The organism is Cyclobacterium sp. SYSU L10401, assembly GCF_010993705.1.
In the GTDB taxonomy this organism is placed as follows: Bacteria; Bacteroidota; Bacteroidia; order Cytophagales; family Cyclobacteriaceae; genus Cyclobacterium.
The window spans coordinates 15,587-30,989 of record NZ_WOFO01000002.1 but is presented as its reverse complement, the minus strand read 5'-3'; the positions used below and the strand labels follow the sequence as shown (position 1 = coordinate 30,989).

10 protein-coding genes are annotated in these 15,403 nt (G+C 45.8%); 4 read left to right on the top strand and 6 right to left on the bottom strand.

The genetic code is table 11. From position 1 onward, the window contains the following. Positions 1 to 187 precede the first annotated feature (187 nt). Genes GL182_RS05245 through GL182_RS05230 form a run of 4 tightly spaced genes read right to left on the bottom strand, consistent with a single transcriptional unit; the run spans position 188 to position 5,278 of the window. On the bottom strand, positions 188 to 1,546 hold the full coding sequence (locus GL182_RS05245; protein ID WP_163378577.1) for a Gfo/Idh/MocA family protein: 1,359 nt from the start codon (positions 1,544 to 1,546) through the stop codon (positions 188 to 190). A 52-nt stretch (positions 1,547 to 1,598) separates the two neighbouring features. Next, positions 1,599 to 2,762, bottom strand: a complete 1,164-nt coding sequence (gene uxuA, locus GL182_RS05240; RefSeq protein WP_163379114.1) for a mannonate dehydratase — start codon at positions 2,760 to 2,762, stop codon at positions 1,599 to 1,601. Positions 2,763 to 2,785: 23 nt separating this feature from the next. Next, complete coding sequence (locus GL182_RS05235; RefSeq protein ID WP_163378575.1) at positions 2,786 to 3,601, bottom strand: SDR family oxidoreductase; 816 nt, start codon at positions 3,599 to 3,601, stop codon at positions 2,786 to 2,788. A 30-nt stretch (positions 3,602 to 3,631) separates the two neighbouring features. Then, complete coding sequence (locus tag GL182_RS05230; RefSeq protein WP_163378573.1) at positions 3,632 to 5,278, bottom strand: UxaA family hydrolase; 1,647 nt, start codon at positions 5,276 to 5,278, stop codon at positions 3,632 to 3,634. Between the two features lie 142 nt (positions 5,279 to 5,420). Here GL182_RS05230 and GL182_RS05225 point away from each other — a divergent pair, with 142 nt between their 5' ends. The 4 genes from GL182_RS05225 (at position 5,421) to GL182_RS05210 (ending at position 9,275) form a co-directional block, all read left to right on the top strand. Then, complete coding sequence (locus GL182_RS05225; protein WP_163378571.1) at positions 5,421 to 6,416, top strand: sugar kinase; 996 nt, start codon at positions 5,421 to 5,423, stop codon at positions 6,414 to 6,416. A gap of 69 nt (positions 6,417 to 6,485) precedes the next feature. Then, complete coding sequence (locus tag GL182_RS05220) at positions 6,486 to 7,481, top strand: TRAP transporter substrate-binding protein (protein WP_163378569.1); 996 nt, start codon at positions 6,486 to 6,488, stop codon at positions 7,479 to 7,481. Positions 7,482 to 7,485: 4 nt separating this feature from the next. Further along, positions 7,486 to 7,971, top strand: coding sequence for a TRAP transporter small permease (locus tag GL182_RS05215; protein ID WP_163378567.1), 486 nt, complete (start codon positions 7,486 to 7,488; stop codon positions 7,969 to 7,971). Positions 7,972 to 7,976: 5 nt separating this feature from the next. Further along, entirely contained in the window at positions 7,977 to 9,275 is a 1,299-nt protein-coding gene (locus tag GL182_RS05210) for a TRAP transporter large permease (protein ID WP_163378565.1), read from the top strand. 612 nt (positions 9,276 to 9,887) lie between these two features. On the opposite strand, the gene GL182_RS05205 is transcribed toward GL182_RS05210, so the two are convergent. Together GL182_RS05205 and GL182_RS05200 are read right to left on the bottom strand one after the other, a co-directional pair. Continuing rightward, positions 9,888 to 11,744: a RagB/SusD family nutrient uptake outer membrane protein gene (locus tag GL182_RS05205; RefSeq protein ID WP_163378563.1), complete on the bottom strand. Its 1,857-nt coding sequence runs from the start codon at positions 11,742 to 11,744 to the stop codon at positions 9,888 to 9,890. A 26-nt stretch (positions 11,745 to 11,770) separates the two neighbouring features. Beyond that, the gene (locus tag GL182_RS05200) at positions 11,771 to 14,938 is read right to left on the bottom strand and encodes a SusC/RagA family TonB-linked outer membrane protein (protein ID WP_240469642.1); all 3,168 of its coding nucleotides are present in this window, start codon (positions 14,936 to 14,938) and stop codon (positions 11,771 to 11,773) included. Positions 14,939 to 15,403: the final 465 nt, after the last annotated feature.

The following is a 15,403-nucleotide window of genomic DNA, read 5'->3' as shown; positions in this document are numbered from 1 at the left end:
GCTGATGCCTTTTTTGCGGGTACACCTGGCCGACCTTGTGTGGCGTCCCATAAAAGGAGAGAGTCGTGGAATCATTCCCGGCGTTTTGAACGTCCGCTCGTCCGTCGTGCAAAAATGCGTGGGTAAAAAAAATCCCCGGCTGTACCGGGGATAATTGGTGGTTTGTAGGTGGTAAAGAAGGAGGGGCCTATACCTTGAGTTTAGGTTCCCATCCTTTTTCGTATTCTCGTTTCCACAGCTTACTGGCTTGGTTGCTATTTTTGATGTGCCCATTGGAGGAATCGCATTCCAATACTTCGCCTGTTCGGGAAGCGATGTTTGCCAAGTGGCAAAGCAACACGGATTTTGCACCTTCATCGATGGGGCTGTTTTGCGTTTGTTTTCCCCGAATGGCTTCAAAGAAATTGACCACGTGCAGGGTGGACATGTCGCCGCCACCGCCAAGGGCAGTTCCGGCCTCGCTACCACCGGATTCATTGGTTTTGACCACTTTTCCGCTTCTGTCAAAATGTTTGTATCCGCCGCGGTCTACATATACCGAACCATCGGTACCATAGATGACGGTACCTCTTCCGGGTCCATAGGTATTGTGTCCGTTTCGGCTTTTGCCGTCCCACTGAATGGTGCGGTTGCCGGAGAATTTGAACACCGCATCCATGGTATCGTACATTTCCCAGCCATCATTCGGCCAGTGGTATTTACCTGAATCGACCATTACCTTTTCCGGAAAGTCAACTTGCAGGGCCCATCGGGCTACATCCAGCTCATGGGTGGCATTATTGCCTGTTTCTGCGGTACCATAATCCCAGCCATACCAGTGCCAGTTGTAATTCCAGGTATCGTCGGTGTACTCCCTTCTTGGGGCAGGCCCTTGAAACAGTTCCCAATCCAAACCTTGCGGCGGGGCTGCTTTTGTCTGGTTGGGTACTTCACCTCTGGCGGAGTTATAAAAGGCCGTGGCTTTATACACATCACCTATGGCACCCTCATGTATGGCCTTGATGATTTCGATGCTTTCAGGAGCAGAGCGTTGTTGATTACCCATTTGCACCACTTTTCCATATTGTTTCTGGTAGGCGACCAGCAGTTCTCCTTCGTAAGGATTATGGCTACAAGGTTTCTCTACATAAACGTGTTTGCCAGCCTCCAGGGCCAGCCAGGTTCCCGGAGCATGCCAGTGATCCGGAGTAGCATTGATCAGGGCATCTACCTCCTGGTCCTCTATCACCTTCAGGATACTGTTTTCCAGCTTTGGTTTGTAATCAATGTGTTTTTCAAAATTTTTAGCTGCTTTTTCTCTTTGAGACTGCATCACATCACAGAGATACATTAGATTGACATTACTGGATTTCAGCCCAATGGGGTTGTAAAAAGCACCCAATCTTCGGCCCAAACCTGCTATGGCAATGTTCAACCGGTCGTTTGCACCCAGAATTTTGCCATAACTTTTGGCAGAAAATCCAACAGCTCCCAGGGCAGAAATGCCCATGGTGGTCATGGCGGATTTTTTTATAAAATCTCTTCTGCCATTTGTTTTCTCACTCATAACTATTTTCAGGTTAGTTGATATATTGACTTTAATTTATTGCTTTCAATATTTAATCAAAAATACTTCTTGCGAGGCCAATTTCCAAACCCCTTAACTCGGCCAGTCCCCTGAGCCTGCCAATGGCAGAATAGCCCGGGTTGGTCACTTTTCCCAAATCATCCAACATCTGGTGGCCATGGTCGGGCCGCATGGGTAAGGATTTGCCCCGCCTTTGTTGTAGCCTGATGATGGCTTCAACCACTTCGGCCATGGGCACATTGCCTTCCAGATGATTGGCTTCATAAAAATTACCTTCCTCGTCTCTCTGCGTACTTCTGAGGTGCAGGAAATGGATGTAATCTCCGTATTGCGTTACCATTGCCGGCAAATCATTGTCCGCCCTTACGCCCAAAGACCCGGTGCAAAAGGTAAAGCCATTGTAGGGACTGTCGTTGGCTTGGAGGATGCGGTCGTAATCAGCGGCAGTGCTGACCACTCTTGGCAATCCAAAAATGGGGTAGGGGGGATCATCAGGATGAATGCAAAGGAAAACCTTGTTTTCCTCCGCTACCGGTACAATCTCACTCAGAAAGGCATTCAGGTTATTTCCCAAAGTGGCGGCATCTATGCCATCATAAGTGTTCAGGGCGTCCTGAAAATCTTCTACCGAATAGCCTGCTTCTGCTCCGGGCAATCCCGCAATGATGGTGTTCACCAGCTTGTCCTTATCCTCACTACTCAAAGCTTCAAAATAAGTTTTTGCCAGTTGAAGCATTTCTTCCGGGTAGTCCTTAGATGCGCCGGGACGTTTTAAAATGTGCACATCGAAAGCCGCAATGGCCTTCATTTCAAATCGCAAAGCCCTGGAACCATCCGGCAGGAGATAGGCCAGATTGGTTCGGGTCCAGTCCAGGATGGGCATAAAGTTATAACAAACGGTATGGACCCCTTCTGCTGCCAGGTTTCGGATGCTTTCCTGATAGTTTTTAATGTATTGTTCGAAATTGCCCGATCGGGTTTTGATGTTTTCGTGTACCGGTACACTTTCCACCACAGACCAGGTAAGGCCGGCTTGTTCGATTAGGTTTTTTTGTTCCCGAATGGCTTCTCTGGGCCATGCTTCTCCATTGGGGATCTGGTGCAGGGCAGTTACAATTCCGGTAGCACCGGATTGTCGTATATCGGCCAGACTTACCGGATCATTGGGACCATACCAGCGCATGGTTTGCTCCATCATTATTGGTTTGTCAACTTTGCTCATACTCCTGAAAATGCACTGAAGCCTCCATCCACTTCGGTTATGGTTCCTGTTACAAATTTTGATGCCTCGCTGCTGAGCCATTGCACAGCTCCGAAAAGTTCTTCCGGTTTTCCAAATCTGGCCATGGGGGTATGTTCCTTGATCAGGTTTCCTCTTTCGGTCAGGCTGCCATCCTTATTGGTCAGCAGGCGCTCATTTTGTGCAGTAAGAAAGAATCCGGGAGCCACGGCATTGACACGAATCCCTTCTCCGTATTTTTTGGCGAATTCTACCGACATCCATTTGGTCATGTTGTCAATGGCGGCTTTGGCTGAAGCATATCCCATCACCCGGGTCATGGGCCGACTGGCCGCCATGGAGGAGATATTGATGATGGATGCTTTTTTATTTTTGATCAGTAGCGGTAAAAAAACCTTGGTTGGCAAAAAAGTACCCATGTAATTCAGATCCATGATGGACTTGACCGCCTCTGAAGAGAGGTCTGTGAAAAATTGATCCGGCATCACTGTCGCACCCGGCATATTGCCACCAGCGGCATTGATCAGTCCGTCGATCTGTTCAAAGGATTTTTCCAATTGCTCTTTTACCTGGATGATTTCTGCCTCTTTGGTGACGTCTGCCACCGCCGGAAAGGCAAATCCTCCCTCATCCTTTATTTCGTTGACCAGATCGGCTACTTTTTGTTGGTTTCGGCCCAGGATGATCATCTGCGCCCCCTCCTTGGCCAGGTGTTTGGCCAGGGCTTTGCCCAACACCCCTGTTCCACCACTGATAATGATTACTTTGTTTTTTACTGAAAATAGTTGAGACATAATTTAAAAACGTTATTGTTGGTATGAATATTAAAGAGAAACTCCCCTTTTCCAAGGTATAAAATCGTCCTGGTTTAACAAAACGGCTTTGGCCTGAACCTTTCCACTGGCCACCTGAATGATGAATTCCAATAATTCCACTCCCATTTCTTCAATGGTTTTTTCTCCTGAAATAATCCCTCCGGTATCCACATCGATGATGTCTGGCATTTTTTCTGCCAGTTTATGGTTGGAAGATACTTTGATAACCGGAGTCACGGGATTGCCGGTGGGAGTACCCAGGCCGGTGGTGAAAAGGATGATATTTGCGCCGGATCCGGCCATGGCGGTGGTACTTTCCACATCATTACCGGGAGAACATAACAAACTCAGTCCGGGTTTGGTGGCTATTTCTGTATAATCTAAAATATCTTCTATGGGAGAGGTGCCGCCTTTTTTGGCAGCTCCTGCCGATTTGATGGCGTCGGTGATCAGTCCGTCTTTGATATTGCCCGGGCTGGGGTTCATGTCGAAACCAGAACCTACTGCCTCAGCAGAAGCAGCATAGGCCCGCATGAGTTTCACGAATTTTTCCGCTTTCTCATCGCTCGTACAGCGGTTGATCAGTTCCTGTTCTACCCCGCACAGCTCTGGAAATTCAGATAAGATGGTTTTGCCGCCCAAAGCTGCGAGAATATCGGATACCTGCCCAAGGCTCGGGTTGGCAGAAATCCCCGAAAACCCATCTGATCCGCCACATTCCAGACCTATGGTCAGTTTGCTAAGGGGAGCGGGCTTTCTTTTCATTTGATCCGCCTCTGCCAGGCCTATAAAAGTAGACTGAATGGCCCGGGTAAGCAGTTGGGTTTCCGTTCCTTCTTCCTGCTGCTCCAGAATGATGACAGGCTTTTTAAAATTCGGGTCTATATTGGCCAGCTTTTCTTTCAGGATGGCCGGTTGGGCATTCTGACAGCCCAAACTTAGTATGGTAGCCCCGGCCACATTGGGGTTGTTGATGTATCCGGCAATAAGGGCACACAAGGCTTCTGAATCCTGTCGTGTACCTCCGCAGCCTCCGTTGTGGGTAAGAAATTTGATGCCATCTATATTTTTAAATAGCTTTTGTTCCCCACTTTGCTCTAAGGTAGCTACCCCAACCTGTTGCAAGCCCTCCTTATTTCCCTGCAAATACAGCTCCTTCATTTCTTTGACGAAAGATTTGTAGGGGTTGGGTTTGGCAAAGCCCAATTCTTCCACAAAAGCCTGTTTCATGATGTCCACATTCCTGTTTTCACAAAAGACCAGGGGTACCACCAGCCAATAATTGGCCGTGCCTACCTGGCCATCGGGCCTGTGGTAGCCATCAAAAGTCCTGTTTTTCCAGGAGCTGACATCGGGGGCCTGCCAGGAGAAAGGCTTTCTTTTGCCGGTATAGGGAGCTGTCTGATGGGCGATATTTTCCGTAGTGATTACCTCTCCTTCAGCTATTGGCAGTAAGGCTTTTCCTACGATGATCCCATACATGTATATTTTATCACCCGGACGCATGCCTTGCATGGTGAATTTATGTTTGGCAGGTACCTGGCTGGTCAATAGGATGTCTTTTCCTTCAAATGGGACCTTTTCCCCTTTTTTCAGGTCGGTTAAGGCCACCAGAACATTGTCTTCAGGATGAATTCGTAAAACTTTATGCAACATTTCGAATATTTGATTATCTTGAGCAATCGATTGCACAATTTAGAAATAAATTAAAAGAAAAAGAGGCGAAGGGCTTCTTTTTTTTTAAATCACGGTTAAATTTGACGGATAAACTACAGCTACCAAATAACCAAACAGGTAAATGCGTAAACGGATAGTCACTTTAGGAGAGGTCATGATGCGGTTTTCTACTCCCGGGCACGAAAGGTTTATTCAGGCAAGGAATTACGATGCCGAATTTGGCGGTTCTGAAGCAAATGTTGGCGTTTCCCTGGCGTATTGGCAGCAAGATGTTTCCCTCATCAGTGCCTTGCCTGCCAATGACATGGGCCGGGCGGCAATTCGCTACCTGAAGACAGGAGGAATTGATACTTCCTACATACAGGTGCAGGAGGGGCGGATGGGCCTTTATTTTTTGGAAAATGGAGCCATGCAGCGATCCTCCAAAATTATTTACGACAGGTTTGATTCCGTTTTTTCTCACTTTGACGGTCAGGATGTAGATTGGGATATCGTATTTAAAGGGGTAGATTGGTTTCATTGGTCCGGGATCACTCCTGCTGTATCTGCCTCTGCTGCCTCCTTGTGTCTGAAAGTGCTGCAAGCCGCCAAAAAAAATGGGGTGATGGTCAGCGGAGATATTAATTACAGAAGAAATTTATGGCGGTATGGGAAATCACCTTTGGAGATCATGCCCGAATTGATTGCCCATAGCCAGGTAATCATTGCCGGCCTGACCGATTTGGCCAATTGTATGGATATTCATGATACAGACTTCGGGCAAGCCTGTGAAAAGGCAAAGGAGCAGTGTCCTGCTATCCAGGTGGTTTCTACCACAGAGCGGGATTCACTTTCAGCCTCCCATAATAAATTGAAAGGAATTTTGTGGAGTGAAAATACTTTGATACATTCCAAAACCTATGATATGCCCAATATAGTGGACCGGATTGGTGGTGGGGATGCTTTTATGGCCGGGTTGATTTTTGGTTTGATGCACCGAACCAAACAAGAAGCCCTGGAGTTTGCCGTTGCCGCTTCCGTTTTGAAACACTCTGTTCCTGGTGATGCCAATTTCGTTACTGTAGAGGAAGTAGACCAACTGGTAATAGGAGAAAATGTGGGGAAATTGTTGCGCTAAGCCTGATTAAATTCATGTGAGATACCGAGATTAACAAATAATGAAAACCAAAATAATACCACAATAAGTATGTTGAAAATTACAATGAGGAAATCCGTGAGTTATCTGGGGACACTGTTGCTTGCGGCCGTTTTGATCGGATGTTCAAAACCGGGAGGAGTAAGGATACTGAAGCTCGGCCATGGGCTGGATACCAGTCATCCTGTACATGAAGCCATGTTATTTCTGGCACAAAAGGCAGAGGAAAAATCAGGAGGGGAAATGATTGTTCAGGTTTACCCCAACCAGCAATTGGGCACGGAAAGGGAATTGGTAGAGCTGTTGCAAATCGGCAGTTTGTCCATGACCAAGGTATCGACAGCTGCCATGGAGGGATTTGCTCCTGAAATTAAGATCCTCGGACAGCCCTACTTATTCAGGGACGATGAACATCAGGCCAGGGTTTTGGAAGGCCCCATTGGGGAGCAGTTTTTGGCAGCCGGGGAAAAATACTGGCTGAAGGGGCTTTGTTTTTATGATGCCGGCAAAAGAAGTTTTTACACCATCAACACCCCGGTAGAAAAGCCTGAGGATATCCAGGGCCTCAAAGTAAGGGTAATGGAAAGCCCTACTGCCGTCAATATGGTTCAGAGTTTTGGGGGATCACCCACTCCCGTTTCCTTTGGGGAGTTGTATACGGCGCTACAGCAGGGAATTGTAGATGGGGCTGAAAATAACCCGCCCAGTCTGGTAACCTCCAGGCACTATGAAGTATGCAAGTATTATTCCCTGAATGAACATACGGCCATTCCAGACATGATGATCGTCAGTACCAAGGTATGGGATATTTTGTCCGACGAAGAAAAGCAATGGCTTCAGGAAGCCGCAGATGAATCAGCCGTTTATCAATTCAAACTTTGGGAAGAGTCCGTAGCGGAATCCATGAGGATTCTTGAAGAGGCAGGAGTGAATATCTCTTACCCTGATAAAGAACCTTTTCGGAAGGCAGCCGAAAGTGTTTATGAAAGGATGAAGATCAATGATCCTGAAATGTATGCATTGGTGGAAAAAATCAGAGAATATTGAAAATATGGAAAGATTTAAATTGAAAATCGATAAATGGGTTTCTATATTATTAATAATTATCATGGGAGCCATGGTCCTGAATGTGAGCTGGCAGGTTTTTTCAAGGTATGTGGTACAGTCACCCAGTTCATTTACAGATGAACTTTCCCGGTACCTGTTGGTATGGTTGGGAATGTTGGGAGCGGCGTATGTGGCCGGACAGGACAATCACCTGGCCATAGACCTGCTGCCCACCAAATTGAAGGGAGAAGCCCATCGGAAATTAATGATGCTGATCAGAGTGGTGATCGTTCTTTTTGTCATTCCTGTCATGATCCTCGGAGGAGCTAATCTGGTTTTTATAACCTATACGCTGGAGCAAAAATCAGCCACCCTCCAACTACCCCTGGCCTATGTCTATACGATGATTCCGCTCAGCGGTCTGTTGGTACTTTTTTACCAATTGGTAGGTCTGAAAACGTTGATGAATAAACCTAAAGCCCAAATTTAATCGAAATGGAAGAATATTTAAGTATACTCATATTGGTGGTCAGTTTTATTACGCTCATGGGGATCGGTGTTCCCGTAGCCTGGGCACTGGGTTTTTCCAGTTTTTTGACCCTGACCGTTACCATTGCCACGGTACCATCGGCCACTACCATTGCCCAGAGGATGGGTGTAGGTTTGGATAGTTTTGCCTTGCTGGCCATTCCTTTTTTTATTCTGGCAGGAGAGATCATGAATAAGGGCGGTATTGCCAACAGGTTAATTAACCTGGCCAAAGCCATGACGGGCAGGTTGCCGGGTGGACTGCTATATGTGAACGTGATTGCCGCCATGCTCTTTGGTGCCATTGCTGGTTCAGCGGCAGCAGCTGCCTCTGCCATTGGCGGGATATTGGGGCCAAGAATGGAAAAAGAAGGCTACCCCAGAGAGTTGGGTGCTGCCGTCAACATCACGTCCTCCACTACCGGATTGATCATTCCCCCCTCCAATGTATTGATTGTGTATTCCCTGGCAAGCGGTGGCGTTTCCATTGCCGCCCTTTTTGTAGCGGGTTATATACCGGGATTGCTTATTGGAATGTTTTTGATGATTACGGCTGCCATTTTTATAAAAAAACACAACCTCAAGGGAGGAGAAATTACCAGTTTAAAGGAATTGACCAAAAAGTTTTTGGCAGCCTTTCCCAGCCTGATGCTTTTAGTGGTTGTGATTGGGGGTATTGTGGTCGGCGTTTTCACCGCCACAGAGGCTTCAGCCATAGCTGTGATTTACACCCTTGTACTGTCTTTTATTTATGGTGAAATCAAAATCAAGGATCTTCCTGGCGTATTGTTGAAATCTTCTGAAACAACGGCCATTGTGATGCTCCTGATTGCTACATCCATGAGCATGTCCTGGGCCATGTCCAGTGAGAACATTCCCCAGTCCATTAGTGCGGCCTTATTGGCACTTAGTGACAATAAATTTGTGATCCTGATCATGATCAACCTGATCCTGTTATTTGTAGGCACCTTTATGGACATGACGCCGGCAGTACTTATTTTTACGCCGATATTCCTTCCTGCAGTGGTGACACTGGGCATTGACCCGGTACACTTCGGCATCATGATGGTATTGAATTTGTGTATTGGAATTTGTACGCCTCCGGTAGGTTCTGTACTATTTATTGGTGTGGGGGTAGCCAGGACCAGTATTGCCAAGGTATTTCTGCCTTTGTTGCCCTTTTTCCTGGCCATGATTCTTGGATTGCTGGTGATCACTTTGGTGCCGGAGTTAACCCTTTGGTTGCCAGGTTTGTTTGGTTTGTAAGCAGTAAAGAAGTATTGATAACCCGCCGGGAAGATTTATTCCGGCGGTTTTTTGTTTTCAATGAATGAATTGCGCTATTTTTTTCTAACCTGAGTTCGATTTTAAATCTTTACGAATTATAGTGCCTATTCTTTCATAAGGATGGTAATTATATGATGACTCAAACCTATTAATCATGACTCACCCTGGAATGGGACGCAAAAAAATCCCCCTTCCCCCTTATTAAGGGGGATTTTGTGCAGTCTGATTTTTTTACTTTCTTTTTTGATTTACACTTCCGTAAACCTTATCTAGAGTCGAACTCAGGTTTCTACATTCAGTGCTCAATAACAATTTTAATCATGTTTCTCAAGGAAAAATACATATACACCGGATAGATCCTGCACCGGGGTGGAACCCTACCTATGTCGCCAATCTGGTTCCGGGAATTGCCCCCAATTGGACCAGACAGATGTTTCTGATACAAGTATTGTCAATAAAATTTAATAATTTTTTTATGAAATCAGTTCAAAATCAGGTAACTATAAATCACTAATCGTAGGAAATGGTTGCTGATATAAAAAAAGCCCGGAAATTCCTTCCGGGCTATTGTAATTTGTGAATAGGCTGATTTTAATCCTCAGTGCCGCTGTGGTTTCCATCCTCTGTTGTCAGCGGGGGTACATTGTTTTCAAAGCCTGAGTAACCCTGGTTTTGGTTGATGATGCCCTGCGTATTGGTATTGATGGCATTGGCAGGAATAGGCCATAACACATGGTAAGGACTATAGGTATAGGTATCACCATGACGCGTAAAAACACCTTTGTTGTAATAATCCGTAAATTCCATGATCCTGTCATATAGAAAATTATCCTCTGAGAAATTTTCTGCAGAATAGGTTTTCCCATTGTAGGCCTGAATACCGGTGTTGGCAAAGATATATGCCATACGGGTCAGTTCCGTTTTTCTGGGTTCTTCATAGTACAGCTCTCTAGCTCTTTCATCCAGAATAGTCCCTATGTTCATCTCTTCAGGACCATAAGGTGCAGCGCCGGCCCGGGTTCTGACGGCATTTACATCTGCTGCTGCATTGGCCATATCCCCTTTCCATACATAGGCTTCAGCCCGGAGAAGATAGGTTTCTGCCAGACGGAAAATGTACCAGTCACTGTGTCCTCCACTGGGCCTGATATTTTGTGGTTGTGGGACATATAATTTGTAGTGTGGCCATGAAAACCAGCTTCTGATGGTGTCGACTACTAATACGGTGCCTTGCGCATTTCTTAATTGCAAGGGTTGTCCATAATATTCATCATCCTGGCCGATTAGATCCGGATTGTTGTAGACCAGATCGGTCATGTCCATCCAGTTTCCGGGTGCATGTCTGAGGTCATTTTCATCATCCCAAATCATGCTTTGGTGGTACCAGGTACCTCTCAGCCTTCCGATTCCCCTTCCGTAGCGGGTAACATGGTCATACTCAATTCCTGGTTGATCGATGGTACCCCTGTTGCCGTTGGGGGTATTGATATTGGTAAGCCAAAAGGGTACCCCCTGACGCATAGAGGACATTCCCCCGGAGTTGCCGTCGGTGTCCAAACGGTCCATCACCATTAATATGGCTTCTGTATTGGCATTCAGGGATTTGTTTTCCGGCCGGTGAAGATCCCATATCAGGTTTCTTTCCGGATCATTTCCAGTGGAGCCAAACCTCTCTGTCATCAAGGCATGTGTACCTCCGTCAATCAGGCGGCTGGCAGAAGCGATGGCATCATCAAATTCTCCCAGGGCAAGATTTACCTTGGTCAGCAGATGTTGAATGGCTCCCTTTGGAACCTGGCCCCGGTCCATTACTTCGGGAACCCAGGGCTCTGCCCATTCCAAATCTTCTTTCATCTTCCGGAGAATAACTTCCCTGTCGGTAGAATAAAAATCAAGTCTGGGTTCCAGAATTTCTTCCAGAATCAAGGGCACATCTCCAAATTGATTGGTCAGGCGATAATACCGTAATGCCCGGTGGAAATAAGCCGTGCCCAGGATATGGTTGCGTTCTTCCTCCGATTCGTAATCTACAGGATCATCTATTCTGGATATCACCGTGTTGGCATACTTGATGCCTTTAAAACCCTCATACCAGTACCAACCTATTTTATTCGTGTTGACACTATTCAGGTTGGCATCGGGGGTAATCAGCAGGTTCATGTCCTGTGCCGGTCCTGACTTATCCGTAGTGCCTTCCACAGCCACTTCGGTAAAAATATGTTCGGTCAGGATAGGCGGTCCATCGCCGGTATACTCATGGCGCATGTTTCGCTCACAGGCTACCAACGCACCCCAAAGTCCGCTGGCGGCGTTAAAGGTGTTTTCCGGTGCGTAGAAGGAAAGCGGTTTGGGTTCCAGCCAGGATTCATCGCATCCTGTTGTGGTAAGCATCATACCTGTCGCTAAAAGGGCCAGGTAAAACGATGATTTCTTTATATTTATTTTCATGATGATTTCTTTTAAATACTCAATCATTAAAGCGTCAAATCCAGTCCTAAAGTAAAGATTCTTGGGGTTGGACCTGCAGATTCAGGATCCCAGAAGTTGAATTCAGGCGCCCAGAATCCCACATTTCTTACATTCATGTACAGCCTTAAATTCTGAATTTTCGCTCTTTCCACAATTGGCTGAGGTACGGTATAGGCCATGGAGATATTTTCAAATCTCACAAAGGACCTGCTCTGGTACACATTGAAACCACCGGCTCCTCCTTCACTGGAATACAGCCTGGCCCATTCATTGCTTGGGTTTTCCTCTGTCCAATACGGCAGAATGTAAGAGTTGGATCGATCCAGAAATCCCTGACGGTTTTTCCTTTGGTTGAAGGTTCCTATATGCCCCAGATAGGCGTACATCATAAAGGAAATGTCGAAATTTTTCCCAATTTTAAATTCATTTCTCAAACTCCATCGGGATCTGGGCTGGGTAAAGCCTAGAAACTGCCGGTCAGCATTGGTATACAAGCCATCATCATTGACATCTTCGATTTTAAAATCTCCCGGTTTGACCCCATAATCACTGGCCTCATCAGCTTCAGGGGTTTGCCAGATACCGTCTGTTTTATAATCCCAGACAGCATCAATGGCCCTGTCGATAAACCAACGGTTACCGATATCATCCAATTCTTCACCGTTTTCATCCAGGTCACCATACAGGCTTACAATTTTGTTGCGGTTCATTTGGAAATTGAGGCTTGTCCGCCAGGTCAGATTGGAGCGATTCATCAGGAGGCTGTTTAAGCTGACTTCCACGCCCCGGTTTCTGACTTCACCAAGGTTGTCATACACAAAGTTGAAACCCAGGATATCCGGAAGACTCCTCTCAACCAAAAGGTCGGTGGTAGACATGTCATACACTTCTACCGTACCATCCAGGATGTTGTTGAACAAGGAGAAGTCCAGGCCCAGGTTGGTGGAAGTGGTTTTTTCCCAGCGCAGGTTTTCGTTTTGCATGGTGTTCACATACAACTGGCTCACAAAGTACAATTCTCCACTGGTACTCTGGTAAAAATATTTACCTGTTTGCAAATCAGACAAGGCCGCATAACGACCAATATCCCTGTTTCCGTTTACTCCCCAGGAAGCCCTTAATTTACCATAGTCCAGCCAGGGGATATTTACAAAGTCTTCATCGGTAAATAACCAGCCAAAAGCCGCTGAAGTAAAAGTAGCCCTTGGATTACTTTGACCAAAGGCTGAATAACCATCCCTACGTACGGAAAGGGTGGTAATGTATTTGTCGGAAAGGGAATAAATCACCCTGCCCATCAGGGCATCTGCGGTATGTTGCTGATCATTGCTTGAAATGATGGGATTGATACCTGCACCGATGTTATGGTATCCCAATCTGTCATGTGGTTCAAAACCCACATTTTGCATGGAATTATCCCAACTTTGAAATTTTTCGGCATTTGCCAACAAGGTCACATCAAAATTATGAATATTGTTGAAGTTTTTATTCCAGCTCAGGATATTATCTACTTGCCAGAAATACACCTTTCTCTGCTGCCTGCTGGCTCTTCCTCCCATGTTTTCAAAATCCTGGTGGGCAGCCATTTCATGGTTGTACCGTTCGTAAAATTCATACCTGGGAGTGAAATTGGTCCTGAACTTGATTCCAAAAGGTAATTCGATGGAAGCAAAGAGCGTAGAGTTGATGGTGGTCTCCTTTTGCAGGCGATCGGTATAGCTTGGCGTGTAATAAGGATGGCGACCTCCACTTACTTCTTCATTGGGTCTGAACCTTAAGCTAACACCATCCTCAAGGAATGGTTCTCCCCAGGGCGAAAGGTTGACCATATTGCCCCAGCTTACGGGGATCTGGCTTTCATCCCTGTCTGCAAATTGGGTGTTCATTCCTACCGTCAACCACTCGTTGACATTGCCTTCTATATTGAACCGGCTTCTGATGGTGGTAAACTTATCACCAACGATAAGTCCTTCGTTGTCAAGGTAACCCATGGACCAGTAATACTGAAAATCCTCGCTTCTACCGGAAAGGCTTACGGTATGGTCTTGTCGCAAACCATTCTGAAACATCATGTTGTACCAGTTGGTACTTTCGCCAGCCTTGTAATTGGCTATTTCAAGTGGTTGCATGTTTAGGCGCTGCAACCAGACCGTTTCCGGGTCTCCATCTGATCCGTCGTAATCCAACCAGGTTTCCAGGGAAATATCTGAAGGAAGGGTATTGGGATTTGAAAAGCGGTAGGGTTCAAAACCTCCGGCATTGATACTTTCCATTACATCTTCTCTCCAGGACAAAAAGCCTTGTGGACCGTATACGGGCTCGTTTTTGGCCATGCTGGCCACCCCCCAGTTGGTGTTGATTTTTACCTGAGGTTTACCCAAAGCTCCTTTTTTCGTGTTGACCAAAACTACACCGTTGGCCGCTTTCGCACCAAATACGGCAGCCGAACTGGCATCCTTTAAGACATCGATGCTTTCGATATCGTTGGGGTTGATATCGGCCAGTTGTCCGTAATAAATAGCCCCATCCAAAACGATCAGTGGACTGGATCCGGCATTCAGGGAGGTTCTACCCCTTACTTCCAGGCTGCCACCTCCTTTTGCAGAGGTGCTTAAACCTACATTCAGGCCTGCAATGTTTCCGCGGAGTACATCCTGTACGGAGTTGGGGTTTTCATTTTCCAGTCTGGTAGCGGTAACGGAAGAAACCGCCCCGGTTAAATCCCTCTTTCTGGCGGTACCATACCCAATGACAACAACCTCTTCCAGGGAAGCGGTATCCATTAACAAGGTAATATTGATTTCAGACTGGTTTCCTACAGTTATGGTTTGGGAAACAAATCCAACATAGGAGTAAGTGAGTTCTGCTCCTTCTGGTACAGACAGTGAATAACTACCATCAATGTCCGTAACCGTACCTGTTCCTGTACCCGCAATGAATACAGTAACACCAGGAATCCCTTCTCCGGATTCATCAGTAACAATACCCGAAACGGTAATGTCCTCTTCCTGGGCAATCACCAGTAGGCGATTTTCCTCCCGGGGCTTCTCGGATGGCTCATTCTTAGCCATGTCTGCCGCAGAAGTGCTTGCGGCAAACAAAAGGCTGACCCAAAGAGCAAGGCTTTGACGGCCTATCCCTTTGACGCCACGCAATTGTAAGCATTTTTTCATTTTTTTTGGGTTAGAATTAATGAATAATTGAATTGTTTTCAGGACTTTATCCCTGAGTATCGGCTTGAAAATGGTTGTTGTTCAAGCCATTATTCGCCTAACATAAGAATATTTTATAGACAATGCAATCGGTTTCATTAATATAATAAAAGGTTACTACAAAAAATTATATTTTAAAAATTTAATAAATTGCTATTACACAAAATAAAATTTTTAGAATATGATAACAAAATTTTAGTTTTTCAAATGGGTAGCGCATTTAGATACGCATTACGGAATAAGTTTCGGATTTAGGCCAAAAGCCCTTTAAATAGATTTATTTTTATTGCATTTTACCTATTAATAGGAATATAAAAATAAATAAAGATATATTTAATATTTATCTTTATAGGATAAAAGTATTCAATATGAACTCAAGATGGAGGGTACGATATGCAGGGTTCCACATTTCCCTTTCGGTTAGTC

What these genes read in the sequence shown, in the direction of transcription:
- GL182_RS05245 (WP_163378577.1), bottom strand. Translation starts at nt 1,546, where the DNA reads ATGAGTGAGAAAACAAATGGCAGAAGAGATTTTATAAAAAAATCCGCC.
- uxuA (WP_163379114.1), bottom strand. Translation starts at nt 2,762, where the DNA reads ATGGAGCAAACCATGCGCTGGTATGGTCCCAATGATCCGGTAAGTCTG.
- GL182_RS05235 (WP_163378575.1), bottom strand. Translation starts at nt 3,601, where the DNA reads ATGTCTCAACTATTTTCAGTAAAAAACAAAGTAATCATTATCAGTGGT.
- GL182_RS05230 (WP_163378573.1), bottom strand. Translation starts at nt 5,278, where the DNA reads ATGTTGCATAAAGTTTTACGAATTCATCCTGAAGACAATGTTCTGGTG.
- GL182_RS05225 (WP_163378571.1), top strand. Translation starts at nt 5,421, where the DNA reads ATGCGTAAACGGATAGTCACTTTAGGAGAGGTCATGATGCGGTTTTCT.
- GL182_RS05220 (WP_163378569.1), top strand. Translation starts at nt 6,486, where the DNA reads ATGTTGAAAATTACAATGAGGAAATCCGTGAGTTATCTGGGGACACTG.
- GL182_RS05215 (WP_163378567.1), top strand. Translation starts at nt 7,486, where the DNA reads ATGGAAAGATTTAAATTGAAAATCGATAAATGGGTTTCTATATTATTA.
- GL182_RS05210 (WP_163378565.1), top strand. Translation starts at nt 7,977, where the DNA reads ATGGAAGAATATTTAAGTATACTCATATTGGTGGTCAGTTTTATTACG.
- GL182_RS05205 (WP_163378563.1), bottom strand. Translation starts at nt 11,744, where the DNA reads ATGAAAATAAATATAAAGAAATCATCGTTTTACCTGGCCCTTTTAGCG.
- GL182_RS05200 (WP_240469642.1), bottom strand. Translation starts at nt 14,938, where the DNA reads ATGAAAAAATGCTTACAATTGCGTGGCGTCAAAGGGATAGGCCGTCAA.